The organism is Photobacterium sp. GJ3 (genome assembly GCF_018199995.1).
Taxonomy (GTDB): Bacteria; Pseudomonadota; Gammaproteobacteria; order Enterobacterales; family Vibrionaceae; genus Photobacterium.
Genome location: NZ_CP073578.1, coordinates 253,549 through 273,249, shown reverse-complemented (window position 1 = coordinate 273,249; position 19,701 = coordinate 253,549). Strand labels below are relative to the sequence as shown.

19 protein-coding genes are annotated in these 19,701 nt (G+C 53.9%); 2 read left to right on the top strand and 17 right to left on the bottom strand.

Features of this window, described 5'->3' with window-relative positions:
- Positions 1–18 precede the first annotated feature (18 nt).
- The 3 genes from KDD30_RS01330 to KDD30_RS01320 are packed head-to-tail and all read right to left on the bottom strand — an operon-like array spanning position 19 to position 2,247.
- Positions 19–1,011 carry a redoxin domain-containing protein gene (locus KDD30_RS01330; protein WP_211647032.1) on the bottom strand — a complete coding sequence of 331 codons (993 nt, stop codon included), beginning with the start codon at positions 1,009–1,011 and terminating at the stop codon, positions 19–21.
- 34 nt (positions 1,012–1,045) lie between these two features.
- Complete coding sequence (locus KDD30_RS01325) at positions 1,046–1,549, bottom strand: TlpA disulfide reductase family protein (RefSeq protein WP_211647031.1); 504 nt, start codon at positions 1,547–1,549, stop codon at positions 1,046–1,048.
- Positions 1,546–2,247: a cytochrome c biogenesis protein CcdA gene (locus tag KDD30_RS01320; RefSeq protein ID WP_211647030.1), complete on the bottom strand. Its 702-nt coding sequence runs from the start codon at positions 2,245–2,247 to the stop codon at positions 1,546–1,548. Before KDD30_RS01320 ends, KDD30_RS01325 begins: the two co-directional genes overlap by 4 nt.
- A gap of 222 nt (positions 2,248–2,469) precedes the next feature.
- Between KDD30_RS01320 and KDD30_RS01315 the strand changes: the two genes are divergently transcribed.
- Entirely contained in the window at positions 2,470–4,842 is a 2,373-nt protein-coding gene (locus tag KDD30_RS01315) for a winged helix-turn-helix domain-containing protein (RefSeq protein ID WP_211647029.1), read from the top strand.
- Between the two features lie 206 nt (positions 4,843–5,048).
- Here KDD30_RS01315 and KDD30_RS01310 read toward each other — a convergent pair whose 3' ends face one another.
- From KDD30_RS01310 to KDD30_RS01260, 11 genes are all read right to left on the bottom strand, one after another.
- Complete coding sequence (locus KDD30_RS01310) at positions 5,049–5,171, bottom strand: hypothetical protein (protein WP_249199171.1); 123 nt, start codon at positions 5,169–5,171, stop codon at positions 5,049–5,051.
- Positions 5,172–5,197: 26 nt separating this feature from the next.
- The gene (locus KDD30_RS01305; protein WP_211647027.1) at positions 5,198–6,079 is read right to left on the bottom strand and encodes a hypothetical protein; all 882 of its coding nucleotides are present in this window, start codon (positions 6,077–6,079) and stop codon (positions 5,198–5,200) included.
- Positions 6,076–6,507 (bottom strand): TonB system transport protein ExbD, encoded by a 432-nt coding sequence (exbD, locus tag KDD30_RS01300; protein ID WP_211649431.1) that lies wholly within the window; start codon positions 6,505–6,507, stop codon positions 6,076–6,078. The genes KDD30_RS01305 and exbD overlap by 4 nt, the downstream gene beginning before the upstream one ends.
- Before the next feature lie 3 nt (positions 6,508–6,510).
- Positions 6,511–7,404, bottom strand: coding sequence for a tonB-system energizer ExbB (gene exbB, locus KDD30_RS01295; protein ID WP_371826075.1), 894 nt, complete (start codon positions 7,402–7,404; stop codon positions 6,511–6,513).
- A 247-nt stretch (positions 7,405–7,651) separates the two neighbouring features.
- Entirely contained in the window at positions 7,652–8,491 is an 840-nt protein-coding gene (locus KDD30_RS01290) for a surface lipoprotein assembly modifier (RefSeq protein WP_249199256.1), read from the bottom strand.
- The gene (locus KDD30_RS01285) at positions 8,488–9,141 is read right to left on the bottom strand and encodes a tetratricopeptide repeat protein (RefSeq protein WP_211647026.1); all 654 of its coding nucleotides are present in this window, start codon (positions 9,139–9,141) and stop codon (positions 8,488–8,490) included. The genes KDD30_RS01290 and KDD30_RS01285 overlap by 4 nt, the downstream gene beginning before the upstream one ends.
- A gap of 98 nt (positions 9,142–9,239) precedes the next feature.
- Positions 9,240–9,950 (bottom strand): Slam-dependent surface lipoprotein, encoded by a 711-nt coding sequence (locus tag KDD30_RS01280; RefSeq protein WP_211647025.1) that lies wholly within the window; start codon positions 9,948–9,950, stop codon positions 9,240–9,242.
- 119 nt (positions 9,951–10,069) lie between these two features.
- Positions 10,070–11,197, bottom strand: a complete 1,128-nt coding sequence (locus KDD30_RS01275) for a TonB-dependent receptor domain-containing protein (RefSeq protein ID WP_211647024.1) — start codon at positions 11,195–11,197, stop codon at positions 10,070–10,072.
- On the bottom strand, positions 11,113–13,089 hold the full coding sequence (locus KDD30_RS01270; protein ID WP_211647023.1) for a TonB-dependent receptor: 1,977 nt from the start codon (positions 13,087–13,089) through the stop codon (positions 11,113–11,115). The genes KDD30_RS01275 and KDD30_RS01270 overlap by 85 nt, the downstream gene beginning before the upstream one ends.
- Before the next feature lie 111 nt (positions 13,090–13,200).
- Positions 13,201–14,151, bottom strand: coding sequence for a FecR domain-containing protein (locus tag KDD30_RS01265; protein WP_211647022.1), 951 nt, complete (start codon positions 14,149–14,151; stop codon positions 13,201–13,203).
- Entirely contained in the window at positions 14,148–14,666 is a 519-nt protein-coding gene (locus tag KDD30_RS01260; RefSeq protein WP_211647021.1) for a sigma-70 family RNA polymerase sigma factor, read from the bottom strand. The genes KDD30_RS01265 and KDD30_RS01260 overlap by 4 nt, the downstream gene beginning before the upstream one ends.
- A gap of 687 nt (positions 14,667–15,353) precedes the next feature.
- Between KDD30_RS01260 and pykF the strand changes: the two genes are divergently transcribed.
- Positions 15,354–16,766 carry a pyruvate kinase PykF gene (gene pykF / locus KDD30_RS01255; protein ID WP_211647020.1) on the top strand — a complete coding sequence of 471 codons (1,413 nt, stop codon included), beginning with the start codon at positions 15,354–15,356 and terminating at the stop codon, positions 16,764–16,766.
- Between the two features lie 79 nt (positions 16,767–16,845).
- Here the strand turns inward: pykF and KDD30_RS24730 are convergent, their stop codons facing one another.
- The 3 genes from KDD30_RS24730 to KDD30_RS01245 all read right to left on the bottom strand — a co-directional run bounded on the left by KDD30_RS24730 (position 16,846) and on the right by KDD30_RS01245 (position 19,580).
- Positions 16,846–16,977 carry a hypothetical protein gene (locus tag KDD30_RS24730; RefSeq protein WP_256449223.1) on the bottom strand — a complete coding sequence of 44 codons (132 nt, stop codon included), beginning with the start codon at positions 16,975–16,977 and terminating at the stop codon, positions 16,846–16,848.
- 390 nt (positions 16,978–17,367) lie between these two features.
- Positions 17,368–17,862, bottom strand: a complete 495-nt coding sequence (gene ilvN / locus KDD30_RS01250) for an acetolactate synthase small subunit (RefSeq protein ID WP_211647019.1) — start codon at positions 17,860–17,862, stop codon at positions 17,368–17,370.
- A complete protein-coding gene (locus KDD30_RS01245) occupies positions 17,862–19,580 on the bottom strand; it encodes an acetolactate synthase 3 large subunit (RefSeq protein ID WP_211647018.1) in 1,719 nt (572 codons plus the stop codon). Before KDD30_RS01245 ends, ilvN begins: the two co-directional genes overlap by 1 nt.
- Positions 19,581–19,701: the final 121 nt, after the last annotated feature.

Below are 19,701 nucleotides of genomic sequence, written 5' to 3'. Positions count from 1 at the left end.
CGGACAATCTCACCGGTATCAGCGCAGCTGGTCGCCACGATACTGGATCCGGCCTTGCGGCCCGACATCAATCTGATAAGGCGTGGCATGGACGCCATAGGCTTTGTACAGGGCATTGTCGGTGTCAAAGATCAACGGCGCCGTCAGGCCGAATTTTTCCGCAAAGCCTGCGGCAATGCCGGCATCAATGTAATAGCCGCTGATCACGCCCACCCACTGACGGGACGGATCCAATTCAACTTGCTGCTGCCACTTTGCCAGTTTTTCCTCACATCCGGGGAAATGCGGCATCGGACACAGGGCATCGACAAAGACGAGAGACACAGGTTGCTTGCCTTTGTTCTGCTGCAGTAATGTCGTCAGCGACACCGTCTGATCAGAGAGGGTCTGGCGCTCAAACCGCGGTGCCTCAGCACCGACCAGCGGAACCACATAAGGTGCTGGCTGTTTCGCTGGCTGACGCGTCATGCCAGCAGCATCCACTGGAGGCCGGATCGCTTTCCATGCATCGGTTTCCGCATCCCGTTTCGGGGCCGCTTCAGCCTTTTTTTCTGGATTCAGATAAGCCAGTAAAGCCTCATTCCCACCCGAAAACACCACTTTGCCGTGCTCAATCAGCACATGTGCCGGGGTTTGCCACAAGCCGAACTGCTTGAGCAGCGCTTGCTGATGATCGAGCACCAGCGGTGCAACTTGCGGGTAATAGCTCTGAAATTCCTGTAATTGCGCGCGCGTCACATTAAATTCCGGCTGGATCCAGATCTGCTGTGTGGACTGCAGGAAAGATGCCGGTAACTGAGCGACAAAGGTTTCAGCCCCCGCACCGGTATAACTGGTCCAGATATCCAGAAACACCAGATGCGTCCGGGTCTGATCAGACAGCGCGAGCGGCTGGCCCGCGATTGTTTTCTGCTGTTCCAGCAAGGCCATGCTCGATTCAGCCTGAGCAACGGCCGGGGTCAGCAGGCAGGCCAGCACAGAAAATGTGTATAAAAAACTTGCTCGTTTCATGCATTTATCCTCTCAATTCAGTTCTTAGAACACTTCAGTGCTGAGCCCATTGCTCAATGATCTGATCCAACTGATCCGTCGCCAGAAAAGTGCGGTAGGCAATTTTTCCGTCCTTATCGATCAGAATATGGTGCGGTGTGCCCACGACCTGATACTTCTGGGTAATCTCCCCATTGGCATCAAAAATGGTGGGAATGTCATACCCTTCCTGATGAAAAAACTGCTGAACATTGGCCACCGAATCATTGAAACCCACGTTCACCGAAATCACTTTTATCTCGTCGCCAAACTCATCTTTGATGGTATTCAGATGCGGCATCTCCGCCTTGCAGAAGCTGCACCAGGTCGCCCAGAATTTAAGATAAACCGGCTGATTGCCCAGATAATCCGCGAGTTTAAATTCCTGACCCGACACCGTTGTTGCCGTAAACAAGGGTGCCGTTTTTGCCGTCTCTGCGGCTTGCACGGCAGGCAGCGACAATGCCATAGCCATGACCATGGCTTGCCAGCCTTTGTGAATCAAAACAGAAGTTTTCATATGATCTCCATTGATATGATCTGAAAGAAAAAGAAGGTTCCGGCTCCGGCCATCATCAGAGCCATCAGCCATTTCACCCGGTTCATCCACTGGCCGGAGCGTGGTAGTGAAGCCAGCAATCCGCTGAAGGTGCCCGCCAGCACCAGCAGGGCACTCATGCCCAGCGCGAACACAAACATCAGCAAAGCAGCCCAGTACGCATTTCCGGCAGACGCCACGTACATCAGCAGCATGCCCAGAACCGGCGAGGTACAGGGCGCCATCACCAGCCCCGAACAGGCACCGGCCAGAAACGTACCGAGCACCGGATGACGAACCAGCCGCGGCAGGGACAGGTTGAGCGACAATCCGGGCAAACGAAGCCACCCCAGCATCCAGGCCGCCATTGCAAAGCAGAACGCGCCCATCAGCAGCAGCGTGAGCGGATGCGTGGCCACCACGCCAAACAATTGGCCTGTGGTCGCCGCCAGTACGCCCAGCAGGGCATACACCACCGCCAGGCCCACCACATAACTGAGAGAGAGTAGAAAGGACTGCCTGCGGCCACTGGCCTGACTGCCGACCACAGAAACAGTGATTGGCAACATGGGGTAAACACAGGGAGTCAGGCTGGTGAACAGCCCGGCCAGAAAGACTGCGCCAACAATCCATAGTCCGAATTGCTGATTAAACAGTGCAGCCTGAATTGCAGTTTCCATTGAAAGTCACACCCGTCGTCGTGAAAGATGCAACCGTTATATCGGACAATCGAAAATACGTTCTCAAATCGACCTAAAATGGCGGTAAAATCGACATAAAATCAAGATAAAACATCTAAAATCAATGAGTTAAAATCAATATCTTTTCGTCATATCTGATTGATTTCAGGCGGGTTGTCCGTACAATGAAGCCTCAGAAATTCAGACCCAACCGGACACGCTATGGCCTGCTATCAGTTTGCTGCATTTACGTTTGACGCCGACACCGGCCAGCTGCTTCACCAGACGCCGTCGGGTCAGACCGAAACCTATCTGCGCCATAAAGTGTCCCAGCTCCTGACCTATTTGCTGACCCATCCGGATCAGGTGCTCGCCAAAGACACCCTGCTGGAGGCACTGTGGGATCACAGTGAATACCGTGAAAATTCTCTGACGCAGAGCATTCGTGAACTCAGAAAAGCGCTGGGGGACAGTGCTCAGAATCCGCAATTTATCCGCACTTTTCCGCAGCGGGGTTATCAATGGATCTGCCCGGTTCTCGCGCCGGAGCCACAGGAACCAGCCACACAACCACCCGCGCACCCACCCGCAGAAAAACAGGCGACGACGCCTGTCGCACCCGCCCGCCGCTTTTCCAGACCTCTCCTGCTTTCAGGGCTTTTCGCAGCGCTGTTGCTCGTCGCCGGTTTCTGGCTGGTTCACCATCCCGGGCCTTTGCCCGCACCTGACGCGCAGCAGGAAACCGCCCGGCACAGTACCGGGCTGGTGGTCTTTCCGATGATCAATGACACCGGAAAAGCAGAATTCGACTGGGTACAGCTCGGGCTCGCGGACATGCTGTCGGTACAGCTCAATCAAAGCAGTACCCTCACGGTGATCCCGCCGGCACTCGCCAAAGCCTGGCTCTTGGATGCGGAACTGAGCTGGCCAGCCCTGCCGGCACAGATCCGGACACTGCTCCGGCAACGGGGTTATGAAGCCGCCCTGTTTTCAAGTGTCCGGTTGCACAATAAACAGCAGGTACTGACTTTTCAGGTCATTTATGCCGATGGCCGAACGCAGCAGGGCAGCATGACCTATCCGCAGTTGGCCGCGGCCATGCATTCGGTCAGCCACCAGCTCCAGCGACTGCTCCAGCCCGGCCAGCCTCAGGAGAAACCGCAGTCCTCCCCGGCCATCGCGGTGCAAACGCTGGCACAGGGGCGCTCATTGCTACAGACTCAAGGCGCACAGGCAGCCCGGAAATATTTTGAAGCGGCCCACATTCTGGAGCCGGAGAATCTGTGGACGCAGATCCAACTGGCAGGCACGGAGGTGCTGCTGGGCCAATGGCAACAGGCATCACATCGGCTGCAGTCACTGCCAGACGCTCAGCGCCACAAAGACCCGGCCCTGTCTGCCGCACAGCATTACTGGCTCGGTGAGCTGAGTTACCGTCGCGGGGATTCAAACGCAGCCGCGCTGACCGCCGAAGCCGTCCGGGCCGCAACGCAGGCCAATGCGTCGCAACTGCTGATTCAGGCATATCAGTTACAGGCTCAGATGGCATGGAATGAGATGGACTGGAATCGCCACCAGCGATTGACCGAACAGCTGATTGCCCTTCTGGGCACCGGACAGGCGCTGCGACAGGATGCCGATCAGCAATTTTATCTGGGACGCCCGGCCAGTGTGGGTCTGGAAAGAAGTCCCGGCAATGATTTAGCAGCCAATCAGGTTCGCCTGTTCAAGGCGCTGAACTTTTACCGCCAGCTCAATGATCGGCCGCGAGAGGCTGCCACCTTGCTGGCGATTGCCCAGAATGATCAGATCGAGCCACCCATCCGTGAATCATCCCTCAGTGATGCGATTGCCCTGTATCGTGAACTCGGCCAGCCGTATGAGCTCGCCCTCGCGTTGATCTATCAGGGGTTTTATCTGATGCAGACCCATCAGGGCGACGCGGCTGAAGGCTATTTTGCAGAAGCCAGAACTCTGGCGGAACAACTTGGCGCGCAGCGGCTGTTGCTCGACAGTGAATTTTATCTGGCCTTTGCAGCCATGGATCAGGGGCTCGATCTGCAATGGTTGGGGAAACATCCTCAGCAGTCACATCATCTGGCGCGGGCGGATCAGGCATTTACGGCACTGCTGAAAAAAGAAGGCGTTTCCCCCCTGTTACAGGCCAACATTGCCTTATTTCAGGGCTGGATCGCGACCGATCAGCACCAGACAGAACTGGCGATGCAACATCTGGAACGGGCTGGACGCATGGCGAAAGATCTCAATCTGCCGCTGACCCAGAGCTATGTCCGCTACAGTAAAATGCGTATTCATTTAGAACAGGGGGATTATGCCGCGGCCCTCGCAGAAGGCACCAGCCGATCAATCACACGGCTGGAAGCCATTTACACGGCGCGGGCCCACTATGAACTGGGGCATCCCGAGCGTGCGCTAACGACGCTGGCCCAGTTTCAGGCAGACTTTCCCGAGCAATGGCTACCTGAAGATTCACAGCGCCAGCAGCAATACCAGCAGGCTTTAGCGGGCAAGGCTGTCGCCCTCCCAGCAGAGCCGAAAGCACACCTCGTCTACTGCGAGAGCAGCTGGCTGTAAGGGAGTCGGTGCTAGCCTGCCTGAATGGATGCATATGGACGAATCATACCAATCAAAGTCAGTCAGTGATCAGAAATAGCGCAGGAAAAATGGTTGAGAACAAGGCAGATTTTTTAGATATGTAGTGATTCTACAATCAAAAAATCTAACGCAGTGCTCAAGCATTTGAACAAGCTAGAATGACCAGTGATTGACTGCGATTGGTATTAACCCGGACGCCTGAAACTCACCGGAACGGTCAGAGTCAGGCGCTCTCCTTCCAGACTGTCCGGTGGCAGCGGCAGTGGCTCGGCCCTGCGAACCATGGCCTGCGCTTCATTATCTAACACGCGGGTTCCGCTGGATTTCACCAGTGTCACCGACAGTACATGGCCCGTCGGTCCATCGTGAAAGCCACGACCGGGATGCCCTGACGGCCAAACCGCCTGGCCTGACGGGGAAATTGTTTATGCTGCTCCAGATGAGCATGCAGCAAACGTTGCCAGGTCAGCTTTTGCTGCGCCCCCTGCGGATTCAGTTGGCCTTGCATGGGCGCGGCAATTGTCTCGGCCTTTTCTGGCGCTTTCACACCTTTCGGCGCACTGGCGGCCTGCGCGGTCGCAGCCATCCGGGCGCTTTCCGCTGATTCCGGGACGGGATCTTGAACCGATTCCGGGACCGATTCCGGAACCGATTCCGAAATCGGTTCCAGGAGCGGCTTCACTTGCTGTTTCAATGAGGCCACCTGAGTTTTCTCGGTTAATTTTTCCGGCGGCTTGAGGTCATGTACATCCTGAACCGGACCCTGAACAGATTCCTGAACCGGTCCCTGAGATTCCTCGGCGGGTTTGACCAGAGCCGCCTCTGTCGGCTCCGTTTGCGCACGAAATGGTGATGCCGATGCTGCAACAGGCAACGCCACACGGTCCTGATGAGTGGGTTTGGCAACGGGTTTACTTGGCGGCGCTTCCGGCTGTGATGCCATTTCAGCCGGCTTTGCTGGTGCCTGCTGCTGTTTCTGCTCCGCTGGCGGTAAGTCACTCGGGTCTTCATCCGGTGAGGCCAGTGGCATCACCAGCGACACCACCATAGGCGCAGCAGCCGGTGCCGCAGGTAACACCGAGACAGAAGGTTTCCACCAGTACGCAGCGATCGCGCCGCCATGGAGCAACAGGCTGGCAGCAATGCCCGTCAGCACCCATCGACGGCTGGCGTCCCCTCTTGACTGACCGCAGTCGTATCCGGCCAGATCACTCATGAAGTCTGTCCTTTCAGTTGCTCAAGGCCAATCAGCGCAATGTGGAGATATCCGGCCTGCCCGAGGGCATTCATGACCTGCATCAGCTGCGCGTAAGTCAGCGACTGATCCGCGCGCAGATAAATACGCTGTTGCTTGTCCGGCAGCGTCGCGGCCATCGCATCAGCCAGAGCAGCCAAGGGGACGGTTGTCTCCTCGCCCAGAGTCAGCGTCATATTCTTCTGAACCGTTAGATAGAAAGGTTGATCTGGCATGGGTTGCGGTTCTGCAGCCGCACTGGGCAGATCCACCGGTACACTCACGGTCGACAACGGCGCCGCCACCATGAAAATAATCAGCAACACCAGCATGACATCAATGAATGGGGTGACATTAATATCATGGTTTTCGACCAGCTCGTCGCTGTCTTGCGGGGTTTGAAACGCCATCATTCACCCCGCTTTCTGCATGGGCTGCGGTGCAGCCGTCTGTACATCCCCGGAGGATTGGCGATCCAGATCCCGGCTGATCAGCACCAGAATGGCGACGGAGATATCCGCCAGCAACGCTTTATAACCCTGAATGGCACGGGTGAAATGGTTGTAAATCACGACAGCCGGGATCGCGGCCACTAAGCCAATGGCCGTCGCCAGTAAGGCTTCGGCAATCCCGGGGGCAACAACAGCCAGATTGGTGGTTTTGGTCTCGGCAATCCCGATAAACGCATTCATGATGCCCCACACCGTGCCGAAGAGTCCGACAAACGGGGCCACGGAACCGACGGTCGCCAGGATCCCCGTTCCCTGATTCATCTGGCGTCCGGCCGAAGCCTGCACCCGGTCCAGCCGGGCCTGAACCCGTTCCTTAATGCCATGTTCACTGGCCGCCCCGCGACCAGACAAGACCAACTCATGCCGGGCGGCATGGAGCAGCGCCATGCCCATCCCTTTGCCGGTTTGCGTGTTGTCCGCCCCGGCTTCCAGCGTGTCTGCAGCGCCCAACGTCCGCAGTATCCGGCGCGCATAGTGGTTGGCCGTATAAATCTGTAATTGCTTCGCAACGCCCATCGCCCAGGTCAGCACAGAAGCCACCAGCAACAGAATCATCACAGATTTCACCACCCAGTCCGCTGCCTGATACATCCCCATGGGAGATAAATCCATGCCCGCATGGGTCTGCACCGGATGGGCCATGTCAGGCTGCACGCCTTCTGACGGTATCCTTTGTGGTGATTGCTTTTCTGATTGCGCCGCTTCGCTCCCCGGCAGGTCCGCAGGAGAATCCAACGTCCGGATTTCCTCAAATACCGGCTCCGCAGCATCTGGGCTCTGTGCAGCAGTCGGCATTGTTTCCACCTGTGCAAAACTCTGACAAGACCACACCATTCCCGCGAAAATCATCACGGCTATCCGGAGACGCATCGGTCCTGCGATCCATCCAAATCTCTGATTCATATCCCTTTCCACTCTGATTTTTTCCAGTTCATCAGACGTGACAAAACACGCCCGGAAAAACGCTCCTATGAGAGATACCGAACGAGCACACCAAATCCGTAATCCAATCACGAATTTTTTCAGCATGGGGTGGATGGGGTCAGAAGCGCTTTTCGATTTTGAGGCTCACCTCGCTTTGATCGTGGCTGTACAACCAATCCACATTGCTGTACACCCGGTGATGCGCCAATGTCAGAACCGGCGTCAGATCCCAGAAACTCAGCCCGGTCAAACGAGTTTCCAGCGTGTAACTCTGCTCATCATCCTTTCGCGTTGCTTCCAGCAATGGACTGTAAGCCTGATATTCCCGCTGGCGGAACGAGGTGAAAAGTGAGGTCTCAATCCCCATCTCCCAAGCGCGCTGAACACCGAGACGGACACCGGTCATCCGGTAGGCGTACACCGCTTCATCGGTGCGTTTGTCCGTCCAGTCCAGCCCGCCAAACAACAGCCATTGACCGGGGAACTGATGCCAGAACGTGGCATATCCGGCGTATTGCCAGCCCGATTGAAAATCCAGCCCGTCGGGCAAAAATCGCAGATCTTTCGCTTCAGCTTCCAGCTTAAAAGCCGTGGCTGCCGAATAGAGATACAGCCCGCTCAACTTGCCGCCCCAAGCCTGATACAAAGCGTCATTTCCCTGTGTCCGGTATTCAAACAGCGGTGCTGCCAGCCACTGATAATCCGCTGTGTGATAGCTGTAACCCAGATAAGTCAGCAGGGTATGCTCGTTGTACTGGCTGTGGTGAACGTAATTATCACCATAGGCCAGTCCCAGAAAGCTGATGCCATGATGGCCACTCAGAGAAAAACGTTTGTTCAGGCTGGCTTCAAACGTGGTGCCGTATGCCGATTCGGCTTTCGGGGTTTTGCGCTCCACCAGACATTCACCGTTCGGCATCAGCAGTAAGCAGGTGTAACTTTCTGAAGAAAGGTTCAGGTTATTGTTGTAACCGGGTCCGAAGGAAACAGCCCCTGCCAGCTGTCCCGGTAAACCAGCGCCTGAGAAAAGGCATTGACGGTGTTGATCACACCTTGAGCTTTGGGATCATGGATCGGCAGCGAGGTCCGGATCTGCTCAAACAGCTTCAGCGCATCCCGGTTTTTATGATTTTCGAACAACACACGCGCCAGTTCGAGCTGACCCGGCAGAAAATCCGGCTGTTGCTGCAAAAGCGCCCGGTATGACTGCTCTGCCTGCACCAGATCCCCGTCGGCTCGCGCCAACGCACCCCGGGCATAGTGCACCAGCATCATGTCATGACCGGGCAGTGCCAGATAGCGGGTCAGAAAGCCACGGGCCGCGATCCAGCGCCGGGCTTTGACCGACAGATAAATCGCCTGACCCAGCGCATTGAGGTTGTCATCCACCTGATAAACCTGGCCGTCGATGATCAGCGCTTCGGCATCTTCACGGGCCTGCTCTGCTTCCAGCAGGGTCTGTTCTTTTTCCCTGGCTTGCAACGTGGCATTTTGTTCCAGACGGAGGTTGGTATCTTGATCAGCGTGAGCTGGCTGGTTCAACAGCGGAAAAGAAAGGCAAGCCAGACCCAGGCAGGACAACGGGCGGCTCAGAAACTTCATCAACATGCTTTAACCTGAGGGTGTGACGACAATCAACAGGGGCTGTGATCATACAACCCTGTCACATTCAGCCGGGCCTGCACTCAGTCCCCGGCATCCATCGGTTACTGTTTGGTTCCGCCGAACGCGGTGTCGAAGTATTTGAAGTTACTGGAGAACTGCGCAATCCCGGCCAGTGCTGCCGCGTTATTGCCAAAGAAATGACCTGTCGCAGTCCCATTGATTGGGCCAACGGAAGCCGTCCCGTTAAAGGCTGCAGTGGCGCTGTTGATGGTCGCATTCACACCTAGTGTGTACTGGCTGTTGGCAATCGAGCCATTCAGGGTATTGTTGCTGAAGTTGGCCGTGAATGTCCCATTCAGATCATTGCTGCCTGAGAACTTATTCACCCCTTTCACCGCATAAGTCGCTGTGCCGCTGGTCGGCAGTGTGGTGCCCGTGGTATCGCCGACATAATAAACCGTCCGATCGGTATCACTGCTGATATCACTCGCCCACTCACCGAACCAGACATCACCGGCACCGACTTTGGCAAAGTTGAACTTGCCCATCCCCGAATGTCCCCCACCCAGCACATAAACGCCGTTTTGGACGCTGCCATAATTTTTCAGCGCCTGAAAATCGACTTTCTGTGCAGTCGACCCCATGGATGCAGCCCCAATCCCGGCACGGCCCGCCACATGGGGTCCGGCATTCATAGTCGATTCACCGACCTGAATTTGCGTGTTGTCACTCTGGTTTCCGACAAAATTGGCTTGGGCAGCGCCGCTGACGCAGGCAGAAAAAACAGCAAGGGTGATGAAAGCTTTTTTCATGTTACATATCCTTATTGATGTTTGGGTTGGCTCATGAAGGCCGCAAATTGATGCCTTCATGGGGTATACCGAACCACGACTTCAAACCCGTAAACCGCTTTGAAAATTTTTTCGGTTCGTCAGAAATTCACCTGCAACTTCACTTTCACCGTCCGACCCGGCGCCGGGACGCTGGAACGAACCAAGGGGTCGATGTAATACAGATCGCTGAGGTTGGTGCCAACGACTTCAAGTGCCAGCGCATCATTGAAGCGGTACTGGGCATAGGCATCAAAAGTTAAGGCGTCATCCCGCGCTAAATCTTCTTCATCCTTGCTGCCGGGGATGTAAACTGTGCGTAAACCGGTTTCCATCCGGCGATTGAAGAAGCGGCCGCCGATATTCAGATTCACCGAATACTCAGGGATGGCCTGATCCGTCAGATATCCCCCTTCAAAACCGGCATGGACACAATCTCCAACTGAGCCATTAAAATCAGACAAAATCGCCAGACTTTCATCACAGACTTCATTGTTCAGCATATAAGAGAGGCTGAGATCCGAGAAAAAACCGCCGTTGTCATAGCGACTCTGAAATTCCAGCCCTTCCAGAGTCTGCTGATCAATATTGTAAAAACGCAGTAAGTTACCCGACCGCTCGATCACATCTTTAGTTCTGTGATGGAAGTAGGTCAGTTTGAGATCGGCCTGATCAAAATGATGAATGAAAGCCACTTCATGGTTATAAGCGTGTTCCGGATCTAACCCTGTATAGGGGTTATCGTTGGCGGAAAAGCCCAGCGTGCTTTCAAACATACTTGGAAAACGGACGGCCTCGGTATAGCGGTAATACATCCGGCTGCGGTCGTTCAGCATCAGGGTCGCGGACAGCGCTGGCACCCAGGCATTTCCCTTCTTCTTGCCGCCTGTGATCTGTTTGTCATAAGCCCCGACCGGCGCACCATAACGCATGCAGGATTCTTCGATGTAATTGGCCTTCGACTGCTGAGCGATGAGGCAAGGGTTGTTTTCCCGGCTGTAACGCCCTTCCCCATCATGCAGCCACTCATTCCCTTCATGGGTCACTTCATAAGTCGTGTTACTGCGGGCTTTCTCATACATTGCCGCTTCTTCTTCCGGCGTGACCAGCGGTTTCCCCAGCATCTGATTCATAAAGTTCAGCATCACGATTTCTTCAGCGACTGCCGCAACATGCTTCTCAATCTCTTCCGGGGTATATTTTTCAAGGGTCCGATAAGACAGTAACATCCCCTTGTCGGCAGAATGCTCTTTGGTGAACCGACTGTCTCCGGCGGCAATCCGATCCGACAGAAAGTCATCAATCGCCCAGTAATTCTTGTAACTCGCCCCAGCAGTAAAGCGCAGGAAATCAACCGGCTGCCACTGGAAATTAAACTGTCCTTCATATTCCTGCCGACGGCCTTCACGCGGCCAGTGACGCCAGCCATCCAAAGCCCCCGGTATTCATCATCGGAACGCAGTTTGTGGTACTGATAACGTCCCGACAGCGTCAGCCCCAGCGTATCCGTCAGCCACATCTGATTACTGAGATCGAAGCCGATCCGGCTGTCTTTGGCATTGGTCCCGGCGGTATTTCTCAGCTGCGGGCTGGCACCGGGCTCAGGATCTGGAACATCAACACGATTGGCATAATTCGGAAAACCACCTGCAGTATTGGTATCGCTGACGGTGTAGGTCGTCCAGAGATTCGACGTCAGATCAATGTAGGGGGTTTCCGGCTGCCAGGCATAGCGGATATTGTATGCCTGCGTTTCAACATGGCTGAGCGGCCACTGGGCCATTTCTCCGTTTTCGCCAATGTTGCCGGAGCGGCTGGCCATGATTTCACCATAAGTGGCATCCGTATACCGGGCCCCAAATTCCAGCGTTTGCTGATCCACCAGATTGAACTTGGCTTTCAGCAGGTAAGATTCCAGCTCACTGGACGTATTCGGCACTTCGTAACCGGGGCGCTGCCTTGTTGCCAGCGAGCGCGGGTTAATCCGGGTCATGTACTGCTCATCTTGTGCGGGATGATTGTAAAAATCAGCATCCCGGGTGCCACTGAAATAATTCCCTTTATTGCGATATGCATAGGCTGCCAGCAATTCATACGTTTCCTTTTTCGCTGCCAGTGCCAGCCGGTAAGCATAGTCTTCGCCGGCGAACGGGTTGTGCTCTTTATCGTTGCTCATCACTTTCCACAGAGACGGATCGCCATACGGATACTCCGGATTATCCTGGGGAAAGCCGGGAACATTGCGGTAATCCTGACCGGTCAGCAAGACTGGTTCTCGGGGCGCGATGGCATTGTTACTGCCTTCCATCACGATTTCACCACCAAAGGTTTCGCCTTCCTTCAGAATATCTGACGCAGAAATCGTATTGACTACCACAGCACCACCGACCGAGGAATGCACATTCGGTGTGAGTGACGGCCCTTTGATCACCTGAATCCCGCCCACCAGGTTGGGATCGATATAATTGCGGTTCGACACCCCGCGATAGCCGCGCCAGACCGTCAGATCCTGCTCGGTTCCGTCAATCGATAATGGCACCCGGCCCGGTCCCTGAACCCCGCGAATACTGGGATCAACCCCGCCACCATTTCGGGCATCACCGCTGTACACATTGAGCATCCCTTTGAACATATCTGCGGCATCTTTGCCTTTGTATCGCTCAATTTCATCTTTACCGGAATAAACCGTCGAGACGTCTTCGTCATATACAGCAAATTCACCCACTTCATCACGGGTCAGCCCACCGGACTCCCCATAAGAGACACTGATGGTATCCAGCGTCATAGTATTTTCATTTGAAGCAATCTGATAAGAGCCGTCTGTCTGCGGGGTGGCATTCAGTCCGGTACTGGCCAGCAGCAACTCGAGCGCATGATCCGGCGTGAAGCTGCCATGCAGACCATCGCTTCGCAGCCCCTGCGATAAGCGGGCGTCGAGATGCAGGGTCAGATTTGATTGCAACGCAAACTGCGTCAATGCGGCGTCGAGATCGCCAACGGGAATATCATATTGTTGTTCTGCGGACTCGGCTGAAACGGCGCCGGGAAACAGGGTCACTGCCAGCCCCAAATGAGCCTTGAGCAGCAACGCAATAAAATTGGGCTGAACCTTGTGATGCACTGTGATTTCCTTCTCAAATTTTTTGTTCTTGCCTCCGTACACCGCACGCGCGGGAGAAACCCGTAAACCCAACGGTACACAGGTGACAATTTCGTTACAGTGATCACAAAATTAAGCGACTGGTGCAGGAACAACAGACACCCAGTACCGGGTAAAGAAGCGCACCTGAATCGGCAGGATTTGTTCCAGTTGCCGGAGCACCTGATCGATCTGGTTCAGATCAAACACCCCGGTGACGGCCAGGCTGGCCAATGCGGGATCGATGCTCAGTATCCCCTGACGATAGCGGGAGAGTTCATCCAACAGCACTGTTAGCGGCATCTGATGTGCCACCAGCCGACGCGAGACCCAACTGGCGTCATACTGCGGCAAGGGTTGAACGGCACCGACAGCGGTCGCCGAAAAATCCGCCCATTCTCCGGCTGCGAGCACCAGCGCTTGCGCAGATTCGCGCGGTGCCAACCGGACCTGACCTTCCTGGACTTTGACGACCGTGCTGTCTTCCAACTGGCGAACCGTGTACCGGGTGCCGATCGGCGTCACCTGTCCCTGAGCACTGCTGAAATGAAACGGCGTCTGGTGATGTTCGGTTGTGACCATTACCTCCCCCTGCGTCAGCGTGAGCTGGCGGGCCTGTGGCGTAATATCCACATAAACTTCGGTGTCCGTATTCAGCACCAGCGCCGTGCCATCGTTCAGTGTCAGTGACCGAATTTCACCCACCGCCGTTGCATACCTGTGCCCGGGCGGCAAGGACTGCTGGCCGCCAAGCGTCCAACCGCCCGTTAGCAAGCCAACACCAACAATGACTGAAAGCAAACGGCGTCGGCTGAGTCCGCGACGGGCCATCAGGATCCGACGACTGGCAGAGTGCTGAGGTAAAGCGGAAAATTGTGTTTGAAGCTGATTCAACTGCTGCCAGGCCGATTCATTATCGGGATGATCCAAGCGCCAGGCATCAAACGCCTTTTTATCAGCATCACTCACATCATCCGCCCACAGCCGCGCCATCCAGCAAGAAGCCTGACGAATGGCTTCCCCCGACAAACGATGCGGGGTCAAAAGCTTGTCTCCATGCTGGCGAGTAAACAGGCCTGTAACGCTTTCGCGATATATTTTTCCACGGAGGACACAGAAACGCCCAGTTCAGCGGCAATTTGCTTATAGCTCATGTTGTCGATCTGACGCATCAGCAGTGCCTGACGCACTTTGTCTGGCAAGTGACGCAATAAGCGATCCACCTCAATCAGGGCTTCAACCATTTGCAAACGTGCTTCGGGCGAGACACCGAATTCTTGTGGCTGCTGTTGCAGATATTCTAGGTAAGCCGCTTCCACACGGCGACGACGATAGAGATCGATCACCAGCCCCTTGGCAATATGGGTCAGATACCGCCGGGATTCGCCGGGTTCTGGTAAACGGCCACGGTTGAGCAACCGGAGATAAGTATCGTGGACCAGATCGGCCGAGGTCTCAGGGCAACCCAAACGACGCTGAATAAAGACCGATAACCAGCTTTGATGTTGCTGATAGAGTTGACCCACCTGCTTCATATTCGTCTGGTCTGCCGCTGTCATCGTCTGGCGCTCCTGCTACTTATTAATAAACAACTAAATAAATGAGAATCCTAATGATAATGATTATCAATATAGAGAAATAATATTCAACCATTGGTGTACAGAAGCCTGCACTTTTCGGCATATTTTTGCGCGGGAACAGGACTGAAACCGAAAGAAACAGGCAAAATTGGTCGCCTGTCATCAAACGGCAACCTGTTTTCAACAAAATCGGTTATTTGATAAAAAACTTTTTATGGCTGGCAACACGAGCCAATCATTCTGATAACAGATGAAATGCCTTGCCAGAAAAGGCTTTCTCAGAAGAATCAGAATGATGGAACCCTGTTACGCACAAAAGGTTGAGCTATCTCACACGCTGGAATGGGAAAGAAACTCTGCTATACTTACGACCTTGTTTCATCAGCCACTTTGTGGCACTGGCAACGAATCTCCATCTCCCCGATGCTGACGATTCAGCCGGATCGCGCATTCATATCACCTGCTTTATGAAAGCAAAGCAACTGCTTTCATAAAGCAAGTAATGTTGCCCAACAAATTTGTATGGCTGACGAATACCGTGAGGACATTGTTCATCAAAACACGATCATGATCTCGTTTTGTAGCTATGATTCAACATCATTAACATCATCTTTTGCGGTATAAAGCGCCTAAAGTTTCCTTCAAGTTCTCCGGAGAATACTCTCGATGAAAAAAACCAAAATCGTCTGCACGATTGGTCCTAAGACAGAATCAGTTGAAATGCTGACCAAGCTGGTCAATGCAGGCATGAACGTCATGCGTCTGAACTTCTCGCACGGCGACTTCGCCGAGCACGGTCAGCGTATCCAGAACGTTCGTGAAGTTATGGCACAAACCGGTAAACCTGTTGCGATTCTGCTGGACACCAAAGGTCCTGAAATCCGGACAATCAAGCTGGAAGGCGGTGCAGACGTGACCCTGACTGCAGGTCAGGAATTTACGTTCACCACGGATACCACGGTTATCGGTAACAAAGACCGTGTGGCCGTCACCTACCCGGGTTTTGCGAACGATTTGACTGTCGGCAACACCATTCTGGTCGACGATGGTCTGATCGAAATGGAAGTGCTGGCTACGACAGACACCGAAGTCAAATGCCGCGTGCTGAACAACGGTGATCTGGGCGAAAACAAAGGCGTCAACCTGCCAGGCGTTTCTGTGAATCTGCCAGCGCTGGCTGAAAAAGACAAAGCGGACCTGAAATTTGGTTGTGAGCAAGGCGTTGATTTTGTTGCAGCATCTTTCATCCGTAAGGCGGAAGATGTTCAGGAAATCCGCGAACTGCTGAACGCAAACGGCGGCGAGAAGATCCAGATCATCTCTAAAATTGAAAACCAGGAAGGTGTCGACAACTTTGACGCCATTCTGGACGCATCTGACGGCATCATGGTTGCCCGTGGTGATCTGGGTGTAGAAATCCCGGTTGAAGAAGTGATCTTCGCGCAGAAGATGATGATCGAGAAATGTAACCGTGCCCGTAAAGTCGTTATCACTGCAACGCAGATGCTGGATTCCATGATCAAGAACCCGCGTCCGACCCGTGCAGAAGCTGGCGACGTTGCCAACGCCATCATGGACGGCACTGACGCCGTGATGCTGTCTGGTGAATCTGCGAAGGGTAAATACCCAATTGAAGCTGTGACCATCATGGCACAGATCTGTGACCGCACTGATGCGGCCATGCGTGCTTCTCTGAGCGCTCGTCTGGACAGCCCTCGCCTGCGTATCACTGAAGCGGTGTGTAAAGGTGCAGTAGACACATCTGAAAAGCTGAATGCGCCGCTGATCGTCGTGGCAACTGAAGCAGGTAAATCTGCCCGTTCAGTGCGTAAATACTTCCCGACAGCAAACATTCTGGCGGTAACCACCAACCCGAAAACGGCAGCTCAGTTGTGCCTGACCAAAGGCGTGACTCCTGTGGTTGTCGAAGCCATTGAAAGCACCGATGCGTTCTATGCGCGTGGTAAAGCTCTGGCGATCGAGTCCGGTCTGGGCAACAAAGGCGACATCGTGGTGATGGTTTCCGGTGCCCTGGTCCCATCAGGTACTACGAACACAGCTTCGGTTCACGTCCTGTAAGCGACAACAGCATCCAAACAGCAAACGGGAGCTTCGGCTCCCGTTTTTTATGGGCTGCATCGCGTGTTTTATCCGACAGTCACCAGCCAAAGAATTCCTTATGATGGGTGTTCAGCAGCAACACCGCCAAAAGGAAATAGATGGCACTGGCATGAAAGCCGAGAAAACACACCAGCAACACTGTGCACCGGACTAACACGGTATTCAGCATGAATTCACGCCTCCGCTTCAGCAGACAGTTAAACTTTCGTCGAACATCTTGAAACCTTGCCGGGGCTGAAAACAATCCATATTCAGGGAAGACTCAAGTCTGATTCAGCCCACTTATACCAATCAAAGTAAGTCAATGATCAGAAGTAGCGCCGGAAAAATGTTTGAGAACAAGGCGGATTTTTTAGATAAGTAGTGATTCTACAATCAAAAAATCTAACGCAGTTATCGAACATTTTAGCAAGCTAGGATGACCAGTGATTGACTGCGATTGGTATTATTAGACTTTAGTCTAATCTCGTTTGGAACGGCCAGCAGACCCGAAATTCAGGCATAAAAAAACCCGCCGGCAGAGCCGGACGGGCGTTCATCGAAAGGAAAACGATTCAGATCAGGCTTTTAAAGCCCGTTCGCCACGGGCAATCCCGACGACACCGCTGCGGGCAACTTCAATAATCTCAGTCGCTTCGCTCACCGCATCCAGGAAAGCATCCAGCTTTTCACTGGTTCCGGCCAGCTGAACGGTATAAATCTGGCTGGTGACATCCACAATCTGACCACGGAAAATATCAGAAGTGCGCTTCACTTCAGCACGGGCATAACCACTGGCTTTCACTTTCACCAGCATCAGCTCCCGCTCGACATGCTCAGAATCCGTGACATTGCTGACTTTCAGAATATCGATCAGCTTGTGCAGATGTTTCTCGATCTGCTCCAGCGCGGCATCTTCCACACTGGTGGTAATATTCAGGCGAGACAGGGTCGGATCATCTGTCGGGGCGACCGTCAGTGATTCAATGTTATAACCACGCTGGGAGAACAGCCCCACCACGCGTGAAAGTGCACCGGGTTCATTTTCTAATAATACTGATACAATTCTGCGCATTAGGTTCTCTCCGTTTTACTCAGCCACATTTCACTCATGGATCCGCCACGGATCAACATCGGGTAAACGTGCTCTGTTTCATCCACGCTGATATCAACAAAGACTAACTTATCTTTCATCGCTAAAGCGCGCGCCAGCTCACTTTCCAGCTTCGCCGGATCTGAAATTCGGATCCCGACATGGCCATAAGCTTCCGCAATTGCAGCAAAGTCAGGCACAGAGTCCATGTAAGAATGAGAGTGGCGTCCCTGATAAATCATATCCTGCCATTGTTTCACCATGCCCAGGAAACGGTTGTTCAGGTTAATAATTTTGACCGGGATATCGTACTGCAGCGCGGTCGACAGCTCCTGAATATTCATCTGGATACTGCCGTCCCCCGTGACACATAAAACTTCTGCATCCGGCAGGGCAAATTTAGCGCCCATGGCTGCTGGCAAACCAAAGCCCATGGTGCCCAGACCGCCGGAATTCAGCCAGCGGCGTGGTTTATCAAACGGGTAATACAATGCGGCAAACATCTGGTGCTGACCGACATCGGAGGCGACATAGGCATCACCGTTGGTCAGTTTGTGCAGTAATTCAATGACCTGTTGCGGCTTAATCCGCTCTTGATCCGTTTTATAGCTCAGGCATTTACGGGCACGCCAGGACTCAATCTCGCTCCACCATTCATCCATGGCGGCCTGATCATTGGTGCCCTGCTGCTCTTCAATCAGCTTCAACATGCTGTTCAGCACAGCATCGGCCGAGCCGACAATCGGGATATCGGCTTTCACGGTTTTGGAAATCGAAGACGGGTCGATATCAATATGCATGACCGTGGCATTCGGACAGTATTTTTCCAGATTATTGGTGGTCCGGTCATCAAAGCGCACACCAATCCCGAAGATCAGATCGGAATTGTGCATCGTCATATTGGCTTCATAGGTCCCGTGCATCCCCAGCATGCCGACACTGTTATGGTGTGTGCCGGGGAAAGCGCCCAGCCCCATCAGGGTGCTGACTACTGGAATTTTGAGGCTTTCAGCCAGTTTCAGGATCTGTGCTTCACAGCCCGACATAATGGCGCCGCCACCGACATAAAGCACAGGTTTCTTCGCAGACAGTAAGGCTTTCACCCCGCGTTTGATCTGGCCTTTATGCCCCTGCAACGTCGGGTTATAGGAACGCATACTGATGGCTTCCGGGTACTTGTACGGATAGGTTTTCGCCGGGTTCAGCATGTCTTTCGGAATATCAACCACCACCGGACCGGGACGGCCACTGGCAGCAATGTAGAATGCTTTTTTGATAATCGTAGGGATATCTTCGGTGCGCTGTACCAGGAAACTGTGTTTCACGACCGGACGGGAGATCCCCACCATGTCGCACTCCTGAAAGGCATCGTTGCCAATCAGATCACTCATCACCTGACCGGACAGGACCACCATTGGAATTGAATCCATGTACGCCGTTGCAATACCGGTAATGGCGTTGGTCGCACCGGGACCCGAAGTCACCAGCACCACGCCCACCTCGCCGGTGGCACGGGCGTAACCATCTGCCATGTGAACGGCTGCCTGCTCATGGCGCACCAGCACGTGCTCGATGTCGCTCTTTTCATGCAGCGCATCGTAGATATCCAGAACAGAACCGCCAGGGTAACCGAAGATATGTTTCACGCCTTGATCGATCATCGAACGAACGATCATGTCAGCGCCGGACAACATTTCCATATTCTTGCCTCCAGGTCGCGTATACCTGCGCCTGTATCCGTGGCTCTGATTCCGCTTTGCCGGATATCCATGACGAGTTGGGGCCGTCTTTCCCTGCCGGAGCAGCAAGGTGACAGTCATA

Bases quoted from the DNA above. Each gene is read 5' to 3' on its own strand.
- KDD30_RS01330 (WP_211647032.1), bottom strand. From the start codon at position 1,011: ATGAAACGAGCAAGTTTTTTATACACATTTTCTGTGCTGGCCTGCCTG.
- KDD30_RS01325 (WP_211647031.1), bottom strand. From the start codon at position 1,549: ATGAAAACTTCTGTTTTGATTCACAAAGGCTGGCAAGCCATGGTCATG.
- KDD30_RS01320 (WP_211647030.1), bottom strand. From the start codon at position 2,247: ATGGAAACTGCAATTCAGGCTGCACTGTTTAATCAGCAATTCGGACTA.
- KDD30_RS01315 (WP_211647029.1), top strand. From the start codon at position 2,470: ATGGCCTGCTATCAGTTTGCTGCATTTACGTTTGACGCCGACACCGGC.
- KDD30_RS01305 (WP_211647027.1), bottom strand. From the start codon at position 6,079: ATGAGTGATCTGGCCGGATACGACTGCGGTCAGTCAAGAGGGGACGCC.
- exbD (WP_211649431.1), bottom strand. From the start codon at position 6,507: ATGGCGTTTCAAACCCCGCAAGACAGCGACGAGCTGGTCGAAAACCAT.
- exbB (WP_371826075.1), bottom strand. From the start codon at position 7,404: ATGCCGACTGCTGCACAGAGCCCAGATGCTGCGGAGCCGGTATTTGAG.
- KDD30_RS01285 (WP_211647026.1), bottom strand. From the start codon at position 9,141: ATGTTGATGAAGTTTCTGAGCCGCCCGTTGTCCTGCCTGGGTCTGGCT.
- KDD30_RS01280 (WP_211647025.1), bottom strand. From the start codon at position 9,950: ATGAAAAAAGCTTTCATCACCCTTGCTGTTTTTTCTGCCTGCGTCAGC.
- KDD30_RS01275 (WP_211647024.1), bottom strand. From the start codon at position 11,197: ATGTTACTGTCTTATCGGACCCTTGAAAAATATACCCCGGAAGAGATT.
- KDD30_RS01260 (WP_211647021.1), bottom strand. From the start codon at position 14,666: ATGACAGCGGCAGACCAGACGAATATGAAGCAGGTGGGTCAACTCTAT.
- pykF (WP_211647020.1), top strand. From the start codon at position 15,354: ATGAAAAAAACCAAAATCGTCTGCACGATTGGTCCTAAGACAGAATCA.
- KDD30_RS24730 (WP_256449223.1), bottom strand. From the start codon at position 16,977: ATGCTGAATACCGTGTTAGTCCGGTGCACAGTGTTGCTGGTGTGTTTT.
- ilvN (WP_211647019.1), bottom strand. From the start codon at position 17,862: ATGCGCAGAATTGTATCAGTATTATTAGAAAATGAACCCGGTGCACTT.
- KDD30_RS01245 (WP_211647018.1), bottom strand. From the start codon at position 19,580: ATGGAAATGTTGTCCGGCGCTGACATGATCGTTCGTTCGATGATCGAT.